The organism is Salmonella sp. NW722 (assembly GCF_051702785.1).
In the GTDB taxonomy this organism is placed as follows: Bacteria; Pseudomonadota; Gammaproteobacteria; order Enterobacterales; family Enterobacteriaceae; genus Salmonella; species Salmonella enterica.
In genome coordinates this window covers 1-14526 of record NZ_JAMMIN010000002.1, presented here as the reverse complement: position 1 = coordinate 14526, position 14526 = coordinate 1, and the positions used below count along the sequence as shown (strand labels likewise).

The window sequence follows — 14526 nt, the reverse complement described above, 5'->3', positions numbered from 1 at the left end:
TTCACCCATAAGGGACAAAAAATGGACGCTCGTTTTGTTCAGGCCCATAAAGAGGCGCGCTGGGCGCTGTGGCTGACCCTTTGCTATCTGGCGGCATGGTTAGTGGCTGCTTACTTACCTGGAGACTCGCCGGGAATTACCGGTCTGCCGCACTGGTTCGAGATGGCCTGCTTATTGACGCCGCTGGTCTTTATTTTGCTGTGCTGGGCGATGGTGAAATTCATTTATCGCGATATTCCGCTGGAGGATGACAATGCAGCTTGAGGTCATTCTACCACTGGTAGCCTATCTGATCGTGGTCTTCGGAGTCTCGATTTACGCTATGCGCAAGCGTACCGCCGGCACCTTTTTAAACGAATATTTTCTTGGCAGCCGTTCGATGGGCGGGATCGTGCTCGCGATGACGCTTACCGCCACCTATATTAGCGCCAGTTCCTTTATCGGCGGTCCCGGCGCGGCTTATAAATACGGTCTGGGCTGGGTCTTGCTGGCGATGATCCAGCTTCCCGCCGTCTGGCTTTCACTGGGTATTCTGGGTAAAAAATTCGCTATCCTGGCGCGTCGCTATAATGCCGTCACGCTTAACGATATGCTATTCGCTCGTTACCAAAGCCGCCTGCTGGTGTGGTTGGCAAGCCTGAGTTTATTGGTCGCGTTTATTGGCGCAATGACCGTACAATTTATCGGCGGCGCGCGACTGCTGGAAACCGCGGCGGGAATTCCCTACGAAACCGGCCTGCTAATATTTGGCGTCAGTATCGCACTCTATACGGCGTTTGGCGGCTTTCGCGCCAGCGTACTTAACGATACGCTACAGGGCCTGGTGATGCTGGTCGGCACGATAGTGCTGCTGGTGGGCGTGGTGCATGCGGCGGGCGGTCTAAGTCAGGCCGTTGACACGCTGCACGCTCTCGACCCCAAACTGGTAACGCCGCAGGGCGCCGATGACATACTTTCTCCCGCCTTTATGACCTCTTTTTGGGTACTGGTCTGTTTTGGTGTGATTGGCCTGCCGCATACGGCGGTGCGCTGCATCTCCTATAAAGACAGTAAAGCGGTACACCGGGGCATTATTATCGGTACGATTGTCGTGGCGATTTTAATGTTCGGGATGCACCTTGCCGGCGCGCTGGGTCGCGCGGTGCTTCCGGATCTGACGGTGCCGGATCTGGTGATCCCAACGCTAATGGTGAAAGTTTTGCCGCCGTTTGCCGCCGGGATCTTCCTCGCTGCGCCAATGGCGGCGATCATGTCAACAATTAACGCCCAACTGCTGCAAAGTTCCGCGACGATCATTAAAGATCTCTATCTCAACCTGCGCCCCGCTCAGATGCAAAATGAGATCCGGCTGAAGCGTATGTCGGCAGCGATTACATTACTGCTAGGCGCGCTGTTGCTGCTGGCCGCGTGGAAACCGCCAGAGATGATCATTTGGCTCAACCTGCTGGCGTTTGGCGGCCTGGAAGCGGTGTTCTTATGGCCGCTGGTACTGGGCCTTTACTGGGAGCGGGCAAACGCGGCAGGCGCATTAAGCGCCATGATCGTGGGCGGCGTGCTATATGCCCTGCTTGCCACATTTAATATTCAGTACCTGGGCTTTCATCCGATTGTGCCCGCGTTACTGTTAAGTTTATTGGCTTTTCTGATCGGAAACCGATTCGGCTCTTCCGCTTCGCAAGCCACCGTATTGTCTACTGATAAATAAAGAGTTTTGCCATGCCATGGATCCAATTGAAACTGAATACCACCGGCGCGAATGCTGAAGAGCTGAGTGATGCGCTGATGGAAGCGGGCGCCGTTTCCATTACCTTTCAGGATACGCACGATACGCCGGTTTTTGAGCCGTTGCCGGGCGAAACCCGTCTGTGGGGCGATACCGATGTGATCGGTCTGTTCGACGCCGAAACCGACATGAAAGACGTTGTCGCGATTCTGGAGCAACATCCACTGCTGGGTGCCGGATTTGCCCATAAAATCGAACAGCTGGAAGATAAAGACTGGGAACGCGAATGGATGGATAATTTCCATCCGATGCGTTTTGGCGAGCGTTTGTGGATTTGTCCCAGCTGGCGTGACATTCCGGACGAGAATGCCGTCAACGTGATGCTCGACCCGGGACTGGCGTTCGGTACGGGTACGCACCCCACCACCTCTTTATGTCTGCAATGGCTGGACGGGCTCGATCTCAACGGCAAAACCGTGATCGACTTTGGCTGCGGTTCAGGCATTCTGGCGATTGCCGCGCTGAAACTGGGAGCGGCAAAGGCGATTGGTATTGATATCGATCCACAAGCTATTCAGGCCAGTCGCGATAATGCCGAACGCAACGGCGTGTCTGACCGGCTGGAGCTGTACCTGCCGAAAGACCAGCCAGAAGCCATGAAAGCCGACGTGGTCGTCGCTAACATCCTGGCAGGCCCATTACGCGAACTGGCCCCGTTAATCAGCGTACTGCCCGTTGAGGGCGGTCTGCTGGGGCTTTCAGGTATTCTCGCCAGCCAGGCGGAAAGCGTCTGTGATGCTTACGCCGAGCTTTTCACTCTCGACCCGGTCGTCGAAAAAGAAGAGTGGTGCCGCATTACTGGCCGTAAGAAATAATTCTTGTCAGCGTGGTCGCCCGGCCACGCTTTTCTCCACACAACTGCCTTAACGCCTTTCAGGCACCGAGACATCATTAAATTCATCAAATGAATGCCTGAAATGACTTCTTTGTCACTATCCGTCTGGATAAACAGCTGCTACCAGCGGACAAAAGGTACTGGCGTTTTAACGGGTCGCAGCCATCGCCCTCGTACTTAGTAATGCTGTCCGGGTTGTTCTGCAGCATCCGCTAACGCGCTCTTCAGCACAGCTGGAAAAATTTATGCGTGCCATTCATGAACACAAAAGCGCATCTGTGCGCCCCCTTCCGACTGGCAATGGAGAAAAGTCACGCGCAGCGGGAAGTGATCTTGTCCTGAAACGAGACGGCGATCCCATTCATTTGGGGTAATTAGCTTATAAAAAAAGCAGATTATTCCGCTTATCTTGTTTCTGGACGAAGAAATAGAGAGAAGTTACGGGAATTTGTAAGCGCGTACAAAACCGTCGACAATAAATAACCCTATGATTTTACTGAATTATAAATTTATTTTGCTGTTTTTAAGCACGATTCATTGATCTACAACAGTGGATTGTTCAAAGTTTGGCCTTTCATCTCGTGCAAAAAATGCGTAATATACGCCGCCTTGCAGTCACAGTATGGTCATTTCTTAACTCATGCGCATCGGACAATATCAGCTCAGAAATCGCCTGATCGCAGCGCCCATGGCTGGCATTACTGACAGACCTTTCCGGACGCTGTGCTATGAGATGGGAGCAGGATTGACAGTATCCGAGATGATGTCTTCTAACCCGCAAGTGTGGGAAAGCGATAAATCTCGTTTACGGATGGTGCACGTTGATGAGCTAGGAATTCGCACGGTGCAAATTGCCGGTAGCGACCCTGTTGAGATGGCCGATGCCGCACGTATTAACGTGGAAAGCGGCGCCCAGATTATTGATATCAATATGGGGTGCCCGGCGAAGAAAGTGAATCGTAAGCTGGCAGGTTCAGCCCTCTTGCAGTACCCGGATTTAGTGAAGTCTATACTCATCGGGGTCGTAAACGCAGTGGACGTTCCTGTGACTCTCAAGATTCGCACCGGCTGGGCGCCGGAACACCGTAACTGCGTAGAGATTGCCCAACTGGCTGAAGATTGTGGTATTCAGGCTCTGACCATCCATGGCCGCACCCGCGCCTGTTTGTTCAACGGAGAAGCTGAATACGACAGTATTCGGGCAGTTAAGCAGAAAGTTTCCATTCCGATTATCGCGAATGGCGACATTACTAACCCGCATAAAGCCAGAGCTGTTCTCGACTATACAGGGGCGGATGCCCTGATGATAGGCCGCGCAGCTCAGGGAAGACCCTGGATCTTTCGGGAAATCCAGCATTATCTGGACACTGGGGAGCTGCTTCCGCCGCTGCCGCTGGCAGAGGTAAAGCGCTTGCTTTGCACGCATGTTCGGGAACTGCATGACTTTTACGGTCAGGCAAAAGGGTACCGAATCGCGCGTAAACACGTCTCCTGGTATCTCCAGGAGCACGCTCCAGACGACCAGTTTCGGCGCACATTCAACGCTATTGAGGACGCCAGCGAACAGCTGGAGGCGTTGGAGGCATACTTCGAAAATTTTGCGTAAACAGAAATAAAGAGCTGACAGAACTATGTTCGAACAACGCGTAAATTCTGACGTACTGACCGTTTCTACCGTTAACTCTCAGGATCAGGTAACCCAAAAACCCCTGCGTGACTCGGTTAAACAGGCACTGAAGAACTATTTTGCTCAACTGAATGGTCAGGACGTTAATGACCTGTATGAGCTGGTACTGGCTGAAGTAGAACAGCCCCTGTTGGACATGGTGATGCAATACACCCGTGGTAACCAGACCCGTGCTGCTCTGATGATGGGCATCAACCGTGGTACGCTGCGTAAAAAATTAAAAAAATACGGCATGAACTAATTTCGATTAGCTAACTGCTTGTTTAAAAAGGCGCTACTCGGCATGGGGAAGCGCCTTTTTTATACGCATCACATGGAATTTGGTCATGAAAGCGGAATGTGAACCTCAGTACTTTGGCGATGAATCGAAGAAGATTATTCACGGTGACGCGCTAACAGAACTTAAAAAACTGCCTTCTGAAAGCATTGACTTAATTTTTGCCGATCCGCCTTACAATATCGGAAAAGATTTCGACGGTATGGTGGAATCCTGGGACGAAGCGTCTTTTCTGGCCTGGCTGTATGAATGCATTGATGAGTGCCACCGCGTACTGAAGAAACACGGCACCATGTACATCATGAATAGCACAGAAAATATGCCGTATATCGATCTCAAATGCCGAACGCTTTTTACCATCAAAAGCCGTATCGTCTGGTCCTATGATAGTTCCGGGGTGCAGGCGAAAAAATACTTTGGTTCTATGTATGAACCGATCCTGATGATGGTAAAAAACCCGAAAAGCTATACCTTTAACCGTGATGCGATTCTGGTCGAAACCACCACGGGCGCTAAGCGCGCGCTAATCGATTATCGAAAAAACCCGCCCCAACCATACAATCAGAAAAAAGTGCCGGGCAACGTCTGGTCATTTCCTCGCGTACGTTATCTGATGGATGAATATGAAAACCATCCTACGCAAAAGCCCAGCGCGCTGTTAAAACGGATCATACTGGCCTCTTCTAACCCGAGCGATACCGTATTGGACCCTTTCGCGGGCAGTTTCACCACAGGCGCTGTCGCAGCGGCGTCAGGTCGTAAGTTTATCGGTATTGAACTCAATAATGAGTACGTAAAAATGGGGCTCAGAAGATTGAGCGTCACTTCGCATTATTCAGAAAATGAACTTGCAAAAGTCAAAAAGAGAAAAACACAAAACCTGTCCAAAAAGCAGCGAAATGTCGGGATAAACGCGCTATCTTCAGAGAAGTAAAAGCATTGTAAGTCCGCTTTTCAGCGTCAAAATTTCATGTATATTCCCAGCACGCATGGGCATGAATACACAGGATTTGACGATGATACGTAAGTATTGGTGGCTGGTTGTTTTTGCCGTCTCCGTTTTTCTTTTTGATGCGCTTTTGATGCAATGGATCGAATTGATGGCGACTGAACAGGATAAGTGCCGAAACATGGACTCGGTTAACCCTCTTAAATTGATCAATTGTACCGATCTGGAGTAGCGAACCGGGCGATTTAACCTATGATTATTTATCACCCGGATTTCTTTTATCCCTTATAAAAACAGGGAATTAAAACACGTTGAGGATAAAAGAAGGGGTGATACTGTCTCGTCCTGTTCTTTTCCTGCATAACCAATGAGCTAATGATACATGCCGGTTAGTGAGTACAACCACATCCTTGTGGCGGTTTCATTTGCTGTCGCTATTTTTGCGTCCTATACCGCATTAAATATGGCCGGACGCGTAGCCGGAAGCGCCCGATCAAACGCCAGAATATGGCTAATGGGCGGCGGCTTCGCGCTGGGCGTCGGTATTTGGGCGATGCATTTTGTCGGGATGCTGGCGATGGATCACGCGATGAACATGCGCTTCGATCCGTTCCTCACCGGCCTCTCCATGCTGATCGCGATCGGCTCCTCCCTGTTTGCGCTATGGCTGGTTAGCGCTGAAAAACTGCGCCTGCGCCGTTTACTGCCGGGAGCGCTGGTGATGGGACTGGGCATCAGCGCAATGCATTATACCGGGATGGCGGCGCTGCAATTTGCTTCCATTATCGTCTGGAATAGCGCATGGGTTGCCCTCTCTATCATTATCGCGCTACTGGCGTCCTGCGGCGCGCTGTGGCTCACGTTCCGCCTGCGTCATGAGGGAACAGATGTCGCCCTGAGGCGAGCAGGCGCTGCGGTATTAATGGGGATAGCTATCGCCGGCATGCATTACGCCGGCATGAAGGCCGCACACTTTCCCCAAAACTGGCCGATGGAGCATCGTGGCGTCGATAGCAACTGGCTGGCTGTTCTTGTCAGCGTGGTCGCGCTGACTATCCTGGGTATTACTCTGCTGGTTTCTTTATTTGACGCCCGGCTTCAGGCCCGTACCGCACTACTTGCCTCTTCGCTGGCGCAGGCGAACCAGGAACTGGCGCAGTTGGCGCTGCATGATACGCTCACCCGTTTACCAAACCGGGTACTTCTTGAGGATCGTCTGGAACAGGCCATCAGCAAAGCGAATCGGGAAAGCACGTCTTTCGCGCTACTGTTTATGGATCTGGATGGCTTTAAAGCCGTTAATGACGCTTATGGTCATGATATTGGCGATAAGCTACTGGTGGCGGTCACGCATCGTCTGAACCAACCGCTGAGCGGGCAGTTTACCCTGGCGCGGATTGGCGGCGACGAATTTGTGCTGCTTGCAGAAGTCAGCGCGCCTGACGAAGCGGCTTCCCTTGCCAGCGCGCTGGTACATTCGATAGATGCGCCCTTTACGATAGATCCGTACGAACTGGTCGTCACCCTTAGCGTGGGAATAGCGCTCTATCCGCTGGACGGAAAAAACGAACGGGAACTGATGTTCAACGCCGATGCCGCAATGTACCACACGAAACATACGGGGCGTAACGGATACCATTTCTTTCAGCCATCAATGAATATGCTAGCGCAAACCCAGCTTCAGCTAATGAATGACCTGTGGCTGGCGCTGGAAAGACAAGAGCTCAGGCTGGTGTACCAGCCTAAATTTCAGGCCCCTGCCGGCCCCATTGTAGGATTTGAGGCCCTGTTGCGCTGGTATCATCCAAAACAAGGCGTACTGAATCCTGACCAGTTTTTACCGCTGGCGGAAAAAACGGGTCTTATCGTCACTATCGGTAGCTGGGTGATAGACGAGGCGTGTCGACAGCTCCGCGAGTGGCATTTACAGGGATACGCCTTATGGTCAGTGGCGGTAAATCTGTCCGCCTTACAATTTGAGCAGCCCGGGCTTGTGGACACCATTACGCGGAGCCTGGCCCGACACAGTATCCGTCCCGATTTATTGATTCTGGAAATCACCGAAACCACGGCGATGAACAAGCCAGAGCAAAGCGTCGCTATACTCACCAGATTAACGGAAATGGGGGTTAAGGCCTCTATTGACGACTTTGGCACCGGTTATTCCAGCCTTCTCTATCTGAAACGTCTTCCGGCGTGCGAACTAAAAATTGATCGCGCTTTCGTACATGAACTCAGCGAGGCAAGCGACGGCGCGACCATTGTTGCGGCTATTGTCGCGCTGGCGAAAGCGTTAAATCTGCAAATTGTGGCAGAAGGGGTAGAAAATGAAACGCAGCAACAATTTTTGACCCAGTTAGGATGCCATACGCTTCAGGGGTTCCTGCTTGGCAAGCCGCGTACGGCAGAGGAAATTGCTCGCGATATTCGGGACCCTGCCAATATATTCACAAGGTAAATATATAATATCAACTCAAAATAATCTCAGGCTTCTTCCGCCTGTTGTTCATTTGGCATTAATTGCCTCACACTGCCATCCGGGCTTAGCATTTTTAATACATTATCGACTAATGCAGGCGCCTGCTTATAAAGATCATAACTTGTGGGATTCATTAACCAGTTCTTTACTATTCCGCTAAAACTACCATGCAGAATAATTAATATGACATCCAGATCAAGACTGCCTGAGATCAGCTTTTTATCCATACATCGCTGTAATACTTCAAGCAGCGACTGATGATGGAAACCCATCTTCTCCCGAATGGCCTGTTCCGATATCATACCATTATGGAATTCACATTTATGATATAAAATCTGCATTAATGCCTGCTGACGAGGCACTGCCGCAATATATTGTAAGGCTGCAATAAATTTCTCTCGTAGATCCTGTAAAGGATTATCATTCCAGCATCCCGTAAGCCTATCCTGAATAAGTTCGCGTAAAGGTGGTTGCTGTAACCAAACCTCATTAAACAACTGCGTTTTATTCTCAAAGTGCCAGTAGATGGCGCCCCGCGTGACATCAGCGGCATCAGCGATATCATTCAACGTCGTGTTGGCAACGCCGCGCAAAGCGAACTGCGCAATAGCGGTTTCAATCAAATGTTGCCGCGTTTTAAGCGCATCCGCCTTCGTTTTCTTCGCCATAATTAAGATATCCTGGACCATAAAAACGATAAATACGCTGATAAAATACTCAGCACAAAAAACAACTTTACCATGTCCTTTTTAGTCAGACGAGAGACAGCCATTTTTATTTCGCACAATATCGCCAAATCAATAATAAAAACAAATAAATTAATAAAACATATTCATATAAAATATATATTTCTAATTATGTTATTCAACATCATGATTTTACTAATCGGGACATTATGAAACGACAGGGAATAGTTCTTTTTTTTTGCTTTTATGTGCCGTGAACCCCATCCCAAAATAAGTATTGCTTACATCACAAGCTAATAATTTGTAGGATACCCCACTGCTATTCTATTTTTCGCGCGTTAACGCCTTACCGTTATCCGGTGAATAACGAGCTTTCGGTTTTTTAAGGAACAGTAATGACGAAACATGCCAGGTTTTCACTCCTGCCCTCATTCATCATATTCTCTGCTGCGCTGCTGGCCGGTTGTAATGACCAGGGAGATACCCAGGCTCATGCCGGCGAGCCGCAAGTCACCGTCCATGTGGTCGAAACAGCGCCGCTAGCCGTAACGACCGAACTTCCCGGACGTACGTCCGCATTTCGCATTGCGGAGGTTCGCCCCCAGGTGAGCGGGATCGTGCTTAAAAGAAACTTCACCGAAGGTAGCGATGTAGAGGCCGGACAGTCGCTTTATCAGATCGATCCTGCCACTTATCAGGCCGATTATGACAGCGCTAAAGGCGAACTTGCTAAAAGCGAAGCGGCTGCGGCTATCGCGCACCTGACGGTCAAACGCTATGTTCCACTGGTCGGCACAAAATATATCAGCCAACAGGAATATGATCAGGCGATTGCCGACGCCCGCCAGGCCGATGCCGCCGTTGTGGCGGCAAAAGCCGCTGTTGAAAGCGCGCGTATTAACCTTGCGTATACCAAAGTCACCTCACCCATCAGCGGGCGTATAGGAAAATCTAATGTGACTGAAGGCGCGCTGGTGACTAATGGTCAGTCAACTGAACTGGCTACCGTGCAACAACTCGACCCGATTTATGTCGACGTGACGCAATCAAGCAACGACTTTATGCGACTCAAGCAATCCGTCGAACAAGGTAACCTGCATAAAGACAGCGCCAGTAGCACGGTTCAACTGGTAATGGAAAATGGTCAGGTCTACCCGATTAAAGGCACGCTGCAATTTTCCGACGTTACCGTAGATGAAAGCACCGGCTCTATCACGCTCAGGGCGGTTTTCCCTAACCCGCAACATAGTCTGCTTCCCGGTATGTTTGTTCGCGCCCGCATTGATGAAGGCGTCCAGCCCAATGCCATCCTTGTCCCCCAGCAGGGCGTAACCCGCACGCCGCGCGGCGACGCAATGGTGATGGTGGTTAACGATAAAAGCCAGGTCGAAGCCCGCAATGTCGTGGCGGCGCAGGCTATTGGCGATAAATGGCTCATCAGCGAAGGGTTAAAACCAGGCGATAAGGTCATCGTCAGCGGCTTACAAAAAGCGCGACCGGGCGTCCAGGTGAAAGCCACTACCGATGCTCCTGCAGCGAAAACGGCGCAATAAGGTAACCGTACATGGCAAACTTTTTTATTAGACGTCCTATTTTCGCCTGGGTTCTGGCCATTATCCTGATGATGGCTGGCGCACTGGCAATAATGCAACTTCCCGTTGCGCAGTATCCAACCATTGCGCCGCCAGCGGTTTCTATTTCTGCAACCTATCCTGGCGCGGATGCGCAGACGGTACAGGATACGGTTACTCAGGTTATCGAACAAAATATGAACGGTATCGATAACCTGATGTATATGTCCTCTACCAGCGACTCTGCTGGTAGCGTGACCATCACCCTGACCTTCCAGTCCGGAACCGATCCGGATATCGCGCAGGTTCAGGTGCAAAATAAATTGCAGCTCGCCACGCCTTTACTGCCGCAAGAAGTCCAGCAGCAGGGGATTAGCGTTGAAAAGTCCAGCAGCAGCTTTTTGATGGTCGCCGGGTTCGTCTCGGATAATCCGAACACTACCCAGGACGACATCTCTGACTATGTCGCCTCTAACATTAAGGATTCTATCAGCCGTCTGAATGGTGTGGGCGACGTTCAGCTATTTGGCGCACAGTACGCCATGCGTATCTGGCTGGATGCGAATCTGCTAAATAAATACCAGCTCACGCCAGTTGACGTCATCAACCAGTTAAAAGTACAGAACGACCAGATTGCGGCAGGCCAACTGGGCGGCACGCCAGCATTACCGGGCCAGCAGCTTAACGCCTCAATCATCGCCCAAACGCGTCTGAAAGATCCGGAAGAGTTCGGCAAAGTTACGTTGCGCGTCAATACCGACGGCTCTGTCGTCCATCTCAAAGATGTCGCGCGTATTGAGCTTGGCGGTGAAAACTATAACGTTGTAGCGCGCATTAACGGTAAACCGGCCTCCGGTCTCGGTATTAAACTGGCGACCGGCGCTAACGCGCTGGATACCGCAACCGCAATCAAAGCGAAACTGGCGGAACTGCAGCCTTTCTTCCCTCAGGGAATGAAGGTGGTTTATCCTTATGACACAACGCCCTTCGTAAAAATATCTATCCACGAAGTGGTAAAAACGCTGTTTGAAGCGATTATTCTGGTGTTCCTGGTAATGTATCTGTTCTTACAGAATATCCGGGCAACCCTGATTCCTACCATCGCTGTTCCTGTCGTGTTGCTAGGCACTTTTGCGGTACTCGCCGCCTTTGGCTATTCCATCAATACTCTGACGATGTTTGGTATGGTACTGGCGATAGGGCTGTTGGTTGACGATGCGATAGTGGTCGTAGAAAACGTTGAACGTGTAATGATGGAGGATAACCTTTCTCCCCGAGAGGCGACGGAAAAATCCATGTCGCAGATTCAGGGAGCGCTGGTAGGTATCGCGATGGTACTGTCTGCGGTATTTATCCCGATGGCCTTTTTTGGCGGCTCGACCGGGGCAATTTATCGCCAGTTCTCTATTACTATTGTTTCAGCAATGGCGCTATCCGTTCTGGTTGCGTTGATTCTGACGCCAGCACTGTGCGCTACGCTGCTTAAACCCGTATCTGCTGAACATCACGAGAAAAAAAGCGGCTTCTTTGGCTGGTTCAATACCAGGTTTGACCACAGCGTTAACCACTATACTAACAGCGTAAGCGGCATCGTGCGTAATACGGGTCGCTATCTCATTATCTATCTACTTATTGTAGTCGGAATGGCGGTTCTGTTTTTACGCCTCCCGACCTCCTTCCTGCCGGAAGAAGATCAGGGGGTATTCCTGACCATGATTCAGCTCCCCTCTGGCGCTACGCAAGAACGTACGCAGAAAGTGCTGGATCAAGTCACTCATTACTACCTGAATAATGAAAAAGCGAACGTCGAAAGCGTGTTTACCGTAAACGGCTTTAGCTTTAGCGGTCAGGGACAAAACTCAGGGATGGCATTTGTCAGCCTTAAACCCTGGGAAGAGCGTAACGGTGAAGAAAATAGCGTCGAAGCCGTTATCGCCAGAGCGACACGCGCCTTTAGCCAGATTCGCGACGGGTTGGTGTTCCCCTTCAACATGCCGGCAATTGTCGAGTTAGGTACCGCGACAGGTTTCGACTTTGAACTGATTGATCAGGGAGGACTCGGTCACGATGCGTTAACAAAAGCGCGTAATCAACTGCTGGGTATGGTCGCGAAGCATCCAGACCTATTAGTGCGCGTACGCCCGAACGGGCTGGAAGACACGCCACAGTTCAAGCTGGATGTCGATCAAGAAAAAGCGCAGGCGCTCGGTGTTTCGCTGTCTGATATCAACGAAACCATCTCCGCGGCGTTGGGCGGCTATTACGTTAACGACTTTATCGATCGCGGACGAGTGAAAAAAGTATACGTTCAGGCTGACGCTCAGTTCCGTATGCTGCCGGGAGATATCAACAATCTTTATGTTCGCAGCGCCAATGGCGAGATGGTGCCCTTCTCTACCTTTAGCTCAGCACGGTGGATTTATGGTTCGCCACGCCTGGAACGCTATAACGGGATGCCGTCAATGGAACTGCTCGGTGAAGCAGCGCCCGGACGAAGTACCGGTGAAGCCATGTCGTTAATGGAAAACCTGGCTTCACAGCTGCCAAACGGTATTGGCTATGACTGGACAGGTATGTCGTATCAGGAACGGTTGTCAGGTAACCAGGCGCCGGCGCTGTACGCAATCTCACTCATTGTCGTTTTCCTCTGCCTTGCCGCTCTGTATGAAAGCTGGTCAATTCCGTTCTCGGTAATGCTGGTCGTACCGCTCGGCGTGGTTGGCGCTCTGCTTGCAGCGTCATTGCGCGGTCTGAACAATGACGTTTACTTCCAGGTTGGCTTGTTAACCACTATTGGCCTTTCTGCTAAAAACGCCATCCTGATTGTCGAGTTCGCCAAAGATCTCATGGAAAAAGAAGGACGTGGATTGATTGAAGCGACGCTGGAAGCATCCCGTATGCGTTTACGTCCTATTCTAATGACCTCGCTGGCCTTTATTCTCGGGGTAATGCCGTTAGTTATCAGTCGTGGCGCAGGTAGTGGGGCACAGAACGCAGTAGGCACAGGGGTTATGGGGGGAATGTTAACCGCAACCTTATTAGCTATCTTCTTCGTGCCAGTATTCTTCGTTGTTGTAAAACGCCGATTTAATCGCCATCATGATTAACCGGTAAACAGAGGCGTCTTCGGACGCCTTTTTAAACGGTACGTCTTTATCTCCGCTATTCCCCCTCTCCGCTTACCTCTGCATTCTCCATAGTTTTTACAATTCACATGAATTGAGATGATTCCTCATGTCGGCCATTTTTTCTGTGGTGGTAAAATAACTCTCGTTTTCGCAGCGGTTAGAGCCAGCATTTACGTTGCTGTACTTCGCGAAACGCTGATTAATGCGGTAACACCATGAAAAGACTAATTCCAGTTGCATTGCTTACCACCTTATTGGCAGGTTGTGCACATGATTCTCCCTGCGTACCGGTTTATGACGATCAAGGGCGGCTGGTTCATACCAATACATGTATGAAAGGTACAACGCAGGATAACTGGGAGACAGCAGGCGCTATTGCTGGCGGCGCTGCGGCGGTAGCAGGGTTGACGATGGGTATCATTGCGCTTTCTAAATGATACATGCAGGCGCGGCAATGCCGCGCTTTCAGTAATAATATAAAGGTCGTAAGGATACTCAGCGACGTAATCTGTTCAGCCTATCCCCCGAAAGTTAACACGATAAAACGCTCTCTTTTCTTACTCGCCCATCCCGATGGTATTTATTCTATTCCTTGTCCGATGCAGACAAAATTGTAGCTTGATAGCATCGTAAGCCGCATTACAAACAGGCTTTATACAGTAAGACTTAGAGCGTGGTCATTAGGCGTAATTATTACAGACAGTCTGGATATAAACCGGAGCATACACGTAATACATGAGGATTTTGAGCACTGTCCCAGGGACAAACTGGCAAATAAAATAGCCTAATGGACCAAATTCTTAGTCCTCAGCGAATATCTCTATTGCTTATTAGAGGCGTAAGTAAAAGCCGTTTGTACATCTACTTCAGCACGGTTCACATTCGATGGTTCAGGCGGATATATGGCGGGAAATCACGTTTACTAAAACGGTTTTTATCCACTCTACGAAGATGTTTAAAACGCGTCGGCGCCATTAACCGATAACTTTTTCCATAGAGAGATAAATGCAAAAAGGCCCAATCTTTCGATTGGGCCCTTTGCTTTATTTGATGTCTGGCAGTTTATGGCGGGCGTCCTGCCCGCCACCCTCCGGGCCGTTGCTGCGCAACGTTCAAATCCGCTCCCGGCGG

Annotated in this window: 12 protein-coding genes; 11 read left to right on the top strand and 1 reads right to left on the bottom strand. The window is 50.4% G+C overall.

The features are described from left to right. Nucleotides 1–21 precede the first annotated feature (21 nt). The 8 genes from NA330_RS04385 to NA330_RS04350 all read left to right on the top strand — a co-directional run bounded on the left by NA330_RS04385 (nucleotide 22) and on the right by NA330_RS04350 (nucleotide 7989). Complete coding sequence (locus NA330_RS04385) at nucleotides 22–264, top strand: YhdT family protein (RefSeq protein WP_000340017.1); 243 nt, start codon at nucleotides 22–24, stop codon at nucleotides 262–264. Further along, on the top strand, nucleotides 254–1705 hold the full coding sequence (panF, locus tag NA330_RS04380) for a sodium/pantothenate symporter (RefSeq protein ID WP_023242146.1): 1452 nt from the start codon (nucleotides 254–256) through the stop codon (nucleotides 1703–1705). Before NA330_RS04385 ends, panF begins: the two co-directional genes overlap by 11 nt. Nucleotides 1706–1716: 11 nt before the next feature. Continuing rightward, nucleotides 1717–2598 carry a 50S ribosomal protein L11 methyltransferase gene (gene prmA, locus NA330_RS04375; protein ID WP_001145849.1) on the top strand — a complete coding sequence of 294 codons (882 nt, stop codon included), beginning with the start codon at nucleotides 1717–1719 and terminating at the stop codon, nucleotides 2596–2598. A 660-nt stretch (nucleotides 2599–3258) separates the two neighbouring features. Continuing rightward, nucleotides 3259–4224, top strand: a complete 966-nt coding sequence (dusB, locus tag NA330_RS04370) for a tRNA dihydrouridine synthase DusB (protein ID WP_023242145.1) — start codon at nucleotides 3259–3261, stop codon at nucleotides 4222–4224. Nucleotides 4225–4249: 25 nt separating this feature from the next. Beyond that, a complete protein-coding gene (fis, locus tag NA330_RS04365) occupies nucleotides 4250–4546 on the top strand; it encodes a DNA-binding transcriptional regulator Fis (RefSeq protein WP_000462905.1) in 297 nt (98 codons plus the stop codon). Between the two features lie 85 nt (nucleotides 4547–4631). Further along, on the top strand, nucleotides 4632–5516 hold the full coding sequence (gene yhdJ, locus NA330_RS04360; RefSeq protein WP_000642611.1) for an adenine-specific DNA-methyltransferase: 885 nt from the start codon (nucleotides 4632–4634) through the stop codon (nucleotides 5514–5516). 82 nt (nucleotides 5517–5598) lie between these two features. Continuing rightward, a complete protein-coding gene (locus NA330_RS04355; protein WP_000620015.1) occupies nucleotides 5599–5763 on the top strand; it encodes a DUF2556 family protein in 165 nt (54 codons plus the stop codon). A gap of 150 nt (nucleotides 5764–5913) precedes the next feature. Next, nucleotides 5914–7989 (top strand): putative bifunctional diguanylate cyclase/phosphodiesterase, encoded by a 2076-nt coding sequence (locus NA330_RS04350; protein ID WP_023242144.1) that lies wholly within the window; start codon nucleotides 5914–5916, stop codon nucleotides 7987–7989. Nucleotides 7990–8015: 26 nt separating this feature from the next. Here the strand turns inward: NA330_RS04350 and envR are convergent, their stop codons facing one another. Beyond that, nucleotides 8016–8678: an acrEF/envCD operon transcriptional regulator gene (envR, locus tag NA330_RS04345; protein ID WP_001085725.1), complete on the bottom strand. Its 663-nt coding sequence runs from the start codon at nucleotides 8676–8678 to the stop codon at nucleotides 8016–8018. A gap of 413 nt (nucleotides 8679–9091) precedes the next feature. On the opposite strand from envR, the gene NA330_RS04340 reads away from it, so the two are divergent. The 3 genes from NA330_RS04340 to NA330_RS04330 all read left to right on the top strand — a co-directional run bounded on the left by NA330_RS04340 (nucleotide 9092) and on the right by NA330_RS04330 (nucleotide 13832). Beyond that, nucleotides 9092–10249 (top strand): efflux RND transporter periplasmic adaptor subunit, encoded by a 1158-nt coding sequence (locus tag NA330_RS04340; RefSeq protein WP_000160383.1) that lies wholly within the window; start codon nucleotides 9092–9094, stop codon nucleotides 10247–10249. An 11-nt stretch (nucleotides 10250–10260) separates the two neighbouring features. Then, the gene (locus tag NA330_RS04335) at nucleotides 10261–13374 is read left to right on the top strand and encodes an efflux RND transporter permease subunit (RefSeq protein ID WP_001273283.1); all 3114 of its coding nucleotides are present in this window, start codon (nucleotides 10261–10263) and stop codon (nucleotides 13372–13374) included. 236 nt (nucleotides 13375–13610) lie between these two features. After that, nucleotides 13611–13832, top strand: coding sequence for a membrane protein (locus tag NA330_RS04330; RefSeq protein WP_000825645.1), 222 nt, complete (start codon nucleotides 13611–13613; stop codon nucleotides 13830–13832). Nucleotides 13833–14526: the final 694 nt, after the last annotated feature.

Bases quoted from the DNA above. Each gene is read 5' to 3' on its own strand.
- NA330_RS04385 (WP_000340017.1), top strand. From the start codon at position 22: ATGGACGCTCGTTTTGTTCAGGCCCATAAAGAGGCGCGCTGGGCGCTG.
- panF (WP_023242146.1), top strand. From the start codon at position 254: ATGCAGCTTGAGGTCATTCTACCACTGGTAGCCTATCTGATCGTGGTC.
- prmA (WP_001145849.1), top strand. From the start codon at position 1,717: ATGCCATGGATCCAATTGAAACTGAATACCACCGGCGCGAATGCTGAA.
- dusB (WP_023242145.1), top strand. From the start codon at position 3,259: ATGCGCATCGGACAATATCAGCTCAGAAATCGCCTGATCGCAGCGCCC.
- fis (WP_000462905.1), top strand. From the start codon at position 4,250: ATGTTCGAACAACGCGTAAATTCTGACGTACTGACCGTTTCTACCGTT.
- yhdJ (WP_000642611.1), top strand. From the start codon at position 4,632: ATGAAAGCGGAATGTGAACCTCAGTACTTTGGCGATGAATCGAAGAAG.
- NA330_RS04355 (WP_000620015.1), top strand. From the start codon at position 5,599: ATGATACGTAAGTATTGGTGGCTGGTTGTTTTTGCCGTCTCCGTTTTT.
- NA330_RS04350 (WP_023242144.1), top strand. From the start codon at position 5,914: ATGCCGGTTAGTGAGTACAACCACATCCTTGTGGCGGTTTCATTTGCT.
- envR (WP_001085725.1), bottom strand. From the start codon at position 8,678: ATGGCGAAGAAAACGAAGGCGGATGCGCTTAAAACGCGGCAACATTTG.
- NA330_RS04340 (WP_000160383.1), top strand. From the start codon at position 9,092: ATGACGAAACATGCCAGGTTTTCACTCCTGCCCTCATTCATCATATTC.
- NA330_RS04335 (WP_001273283.1), top strand. From the start codon at position 10,261: ATGGCAAACTTTTTTATTAGACGTCCTATTTTCGCCTGGGTTCTGGCC.
- NA330_RS04330 (WP_000825645.1), top strand. From the start codon at position 13,611: ATGAAAAGACTAATTCCAGTTGCATTGCTTACCACCTTATTGGCAGGT.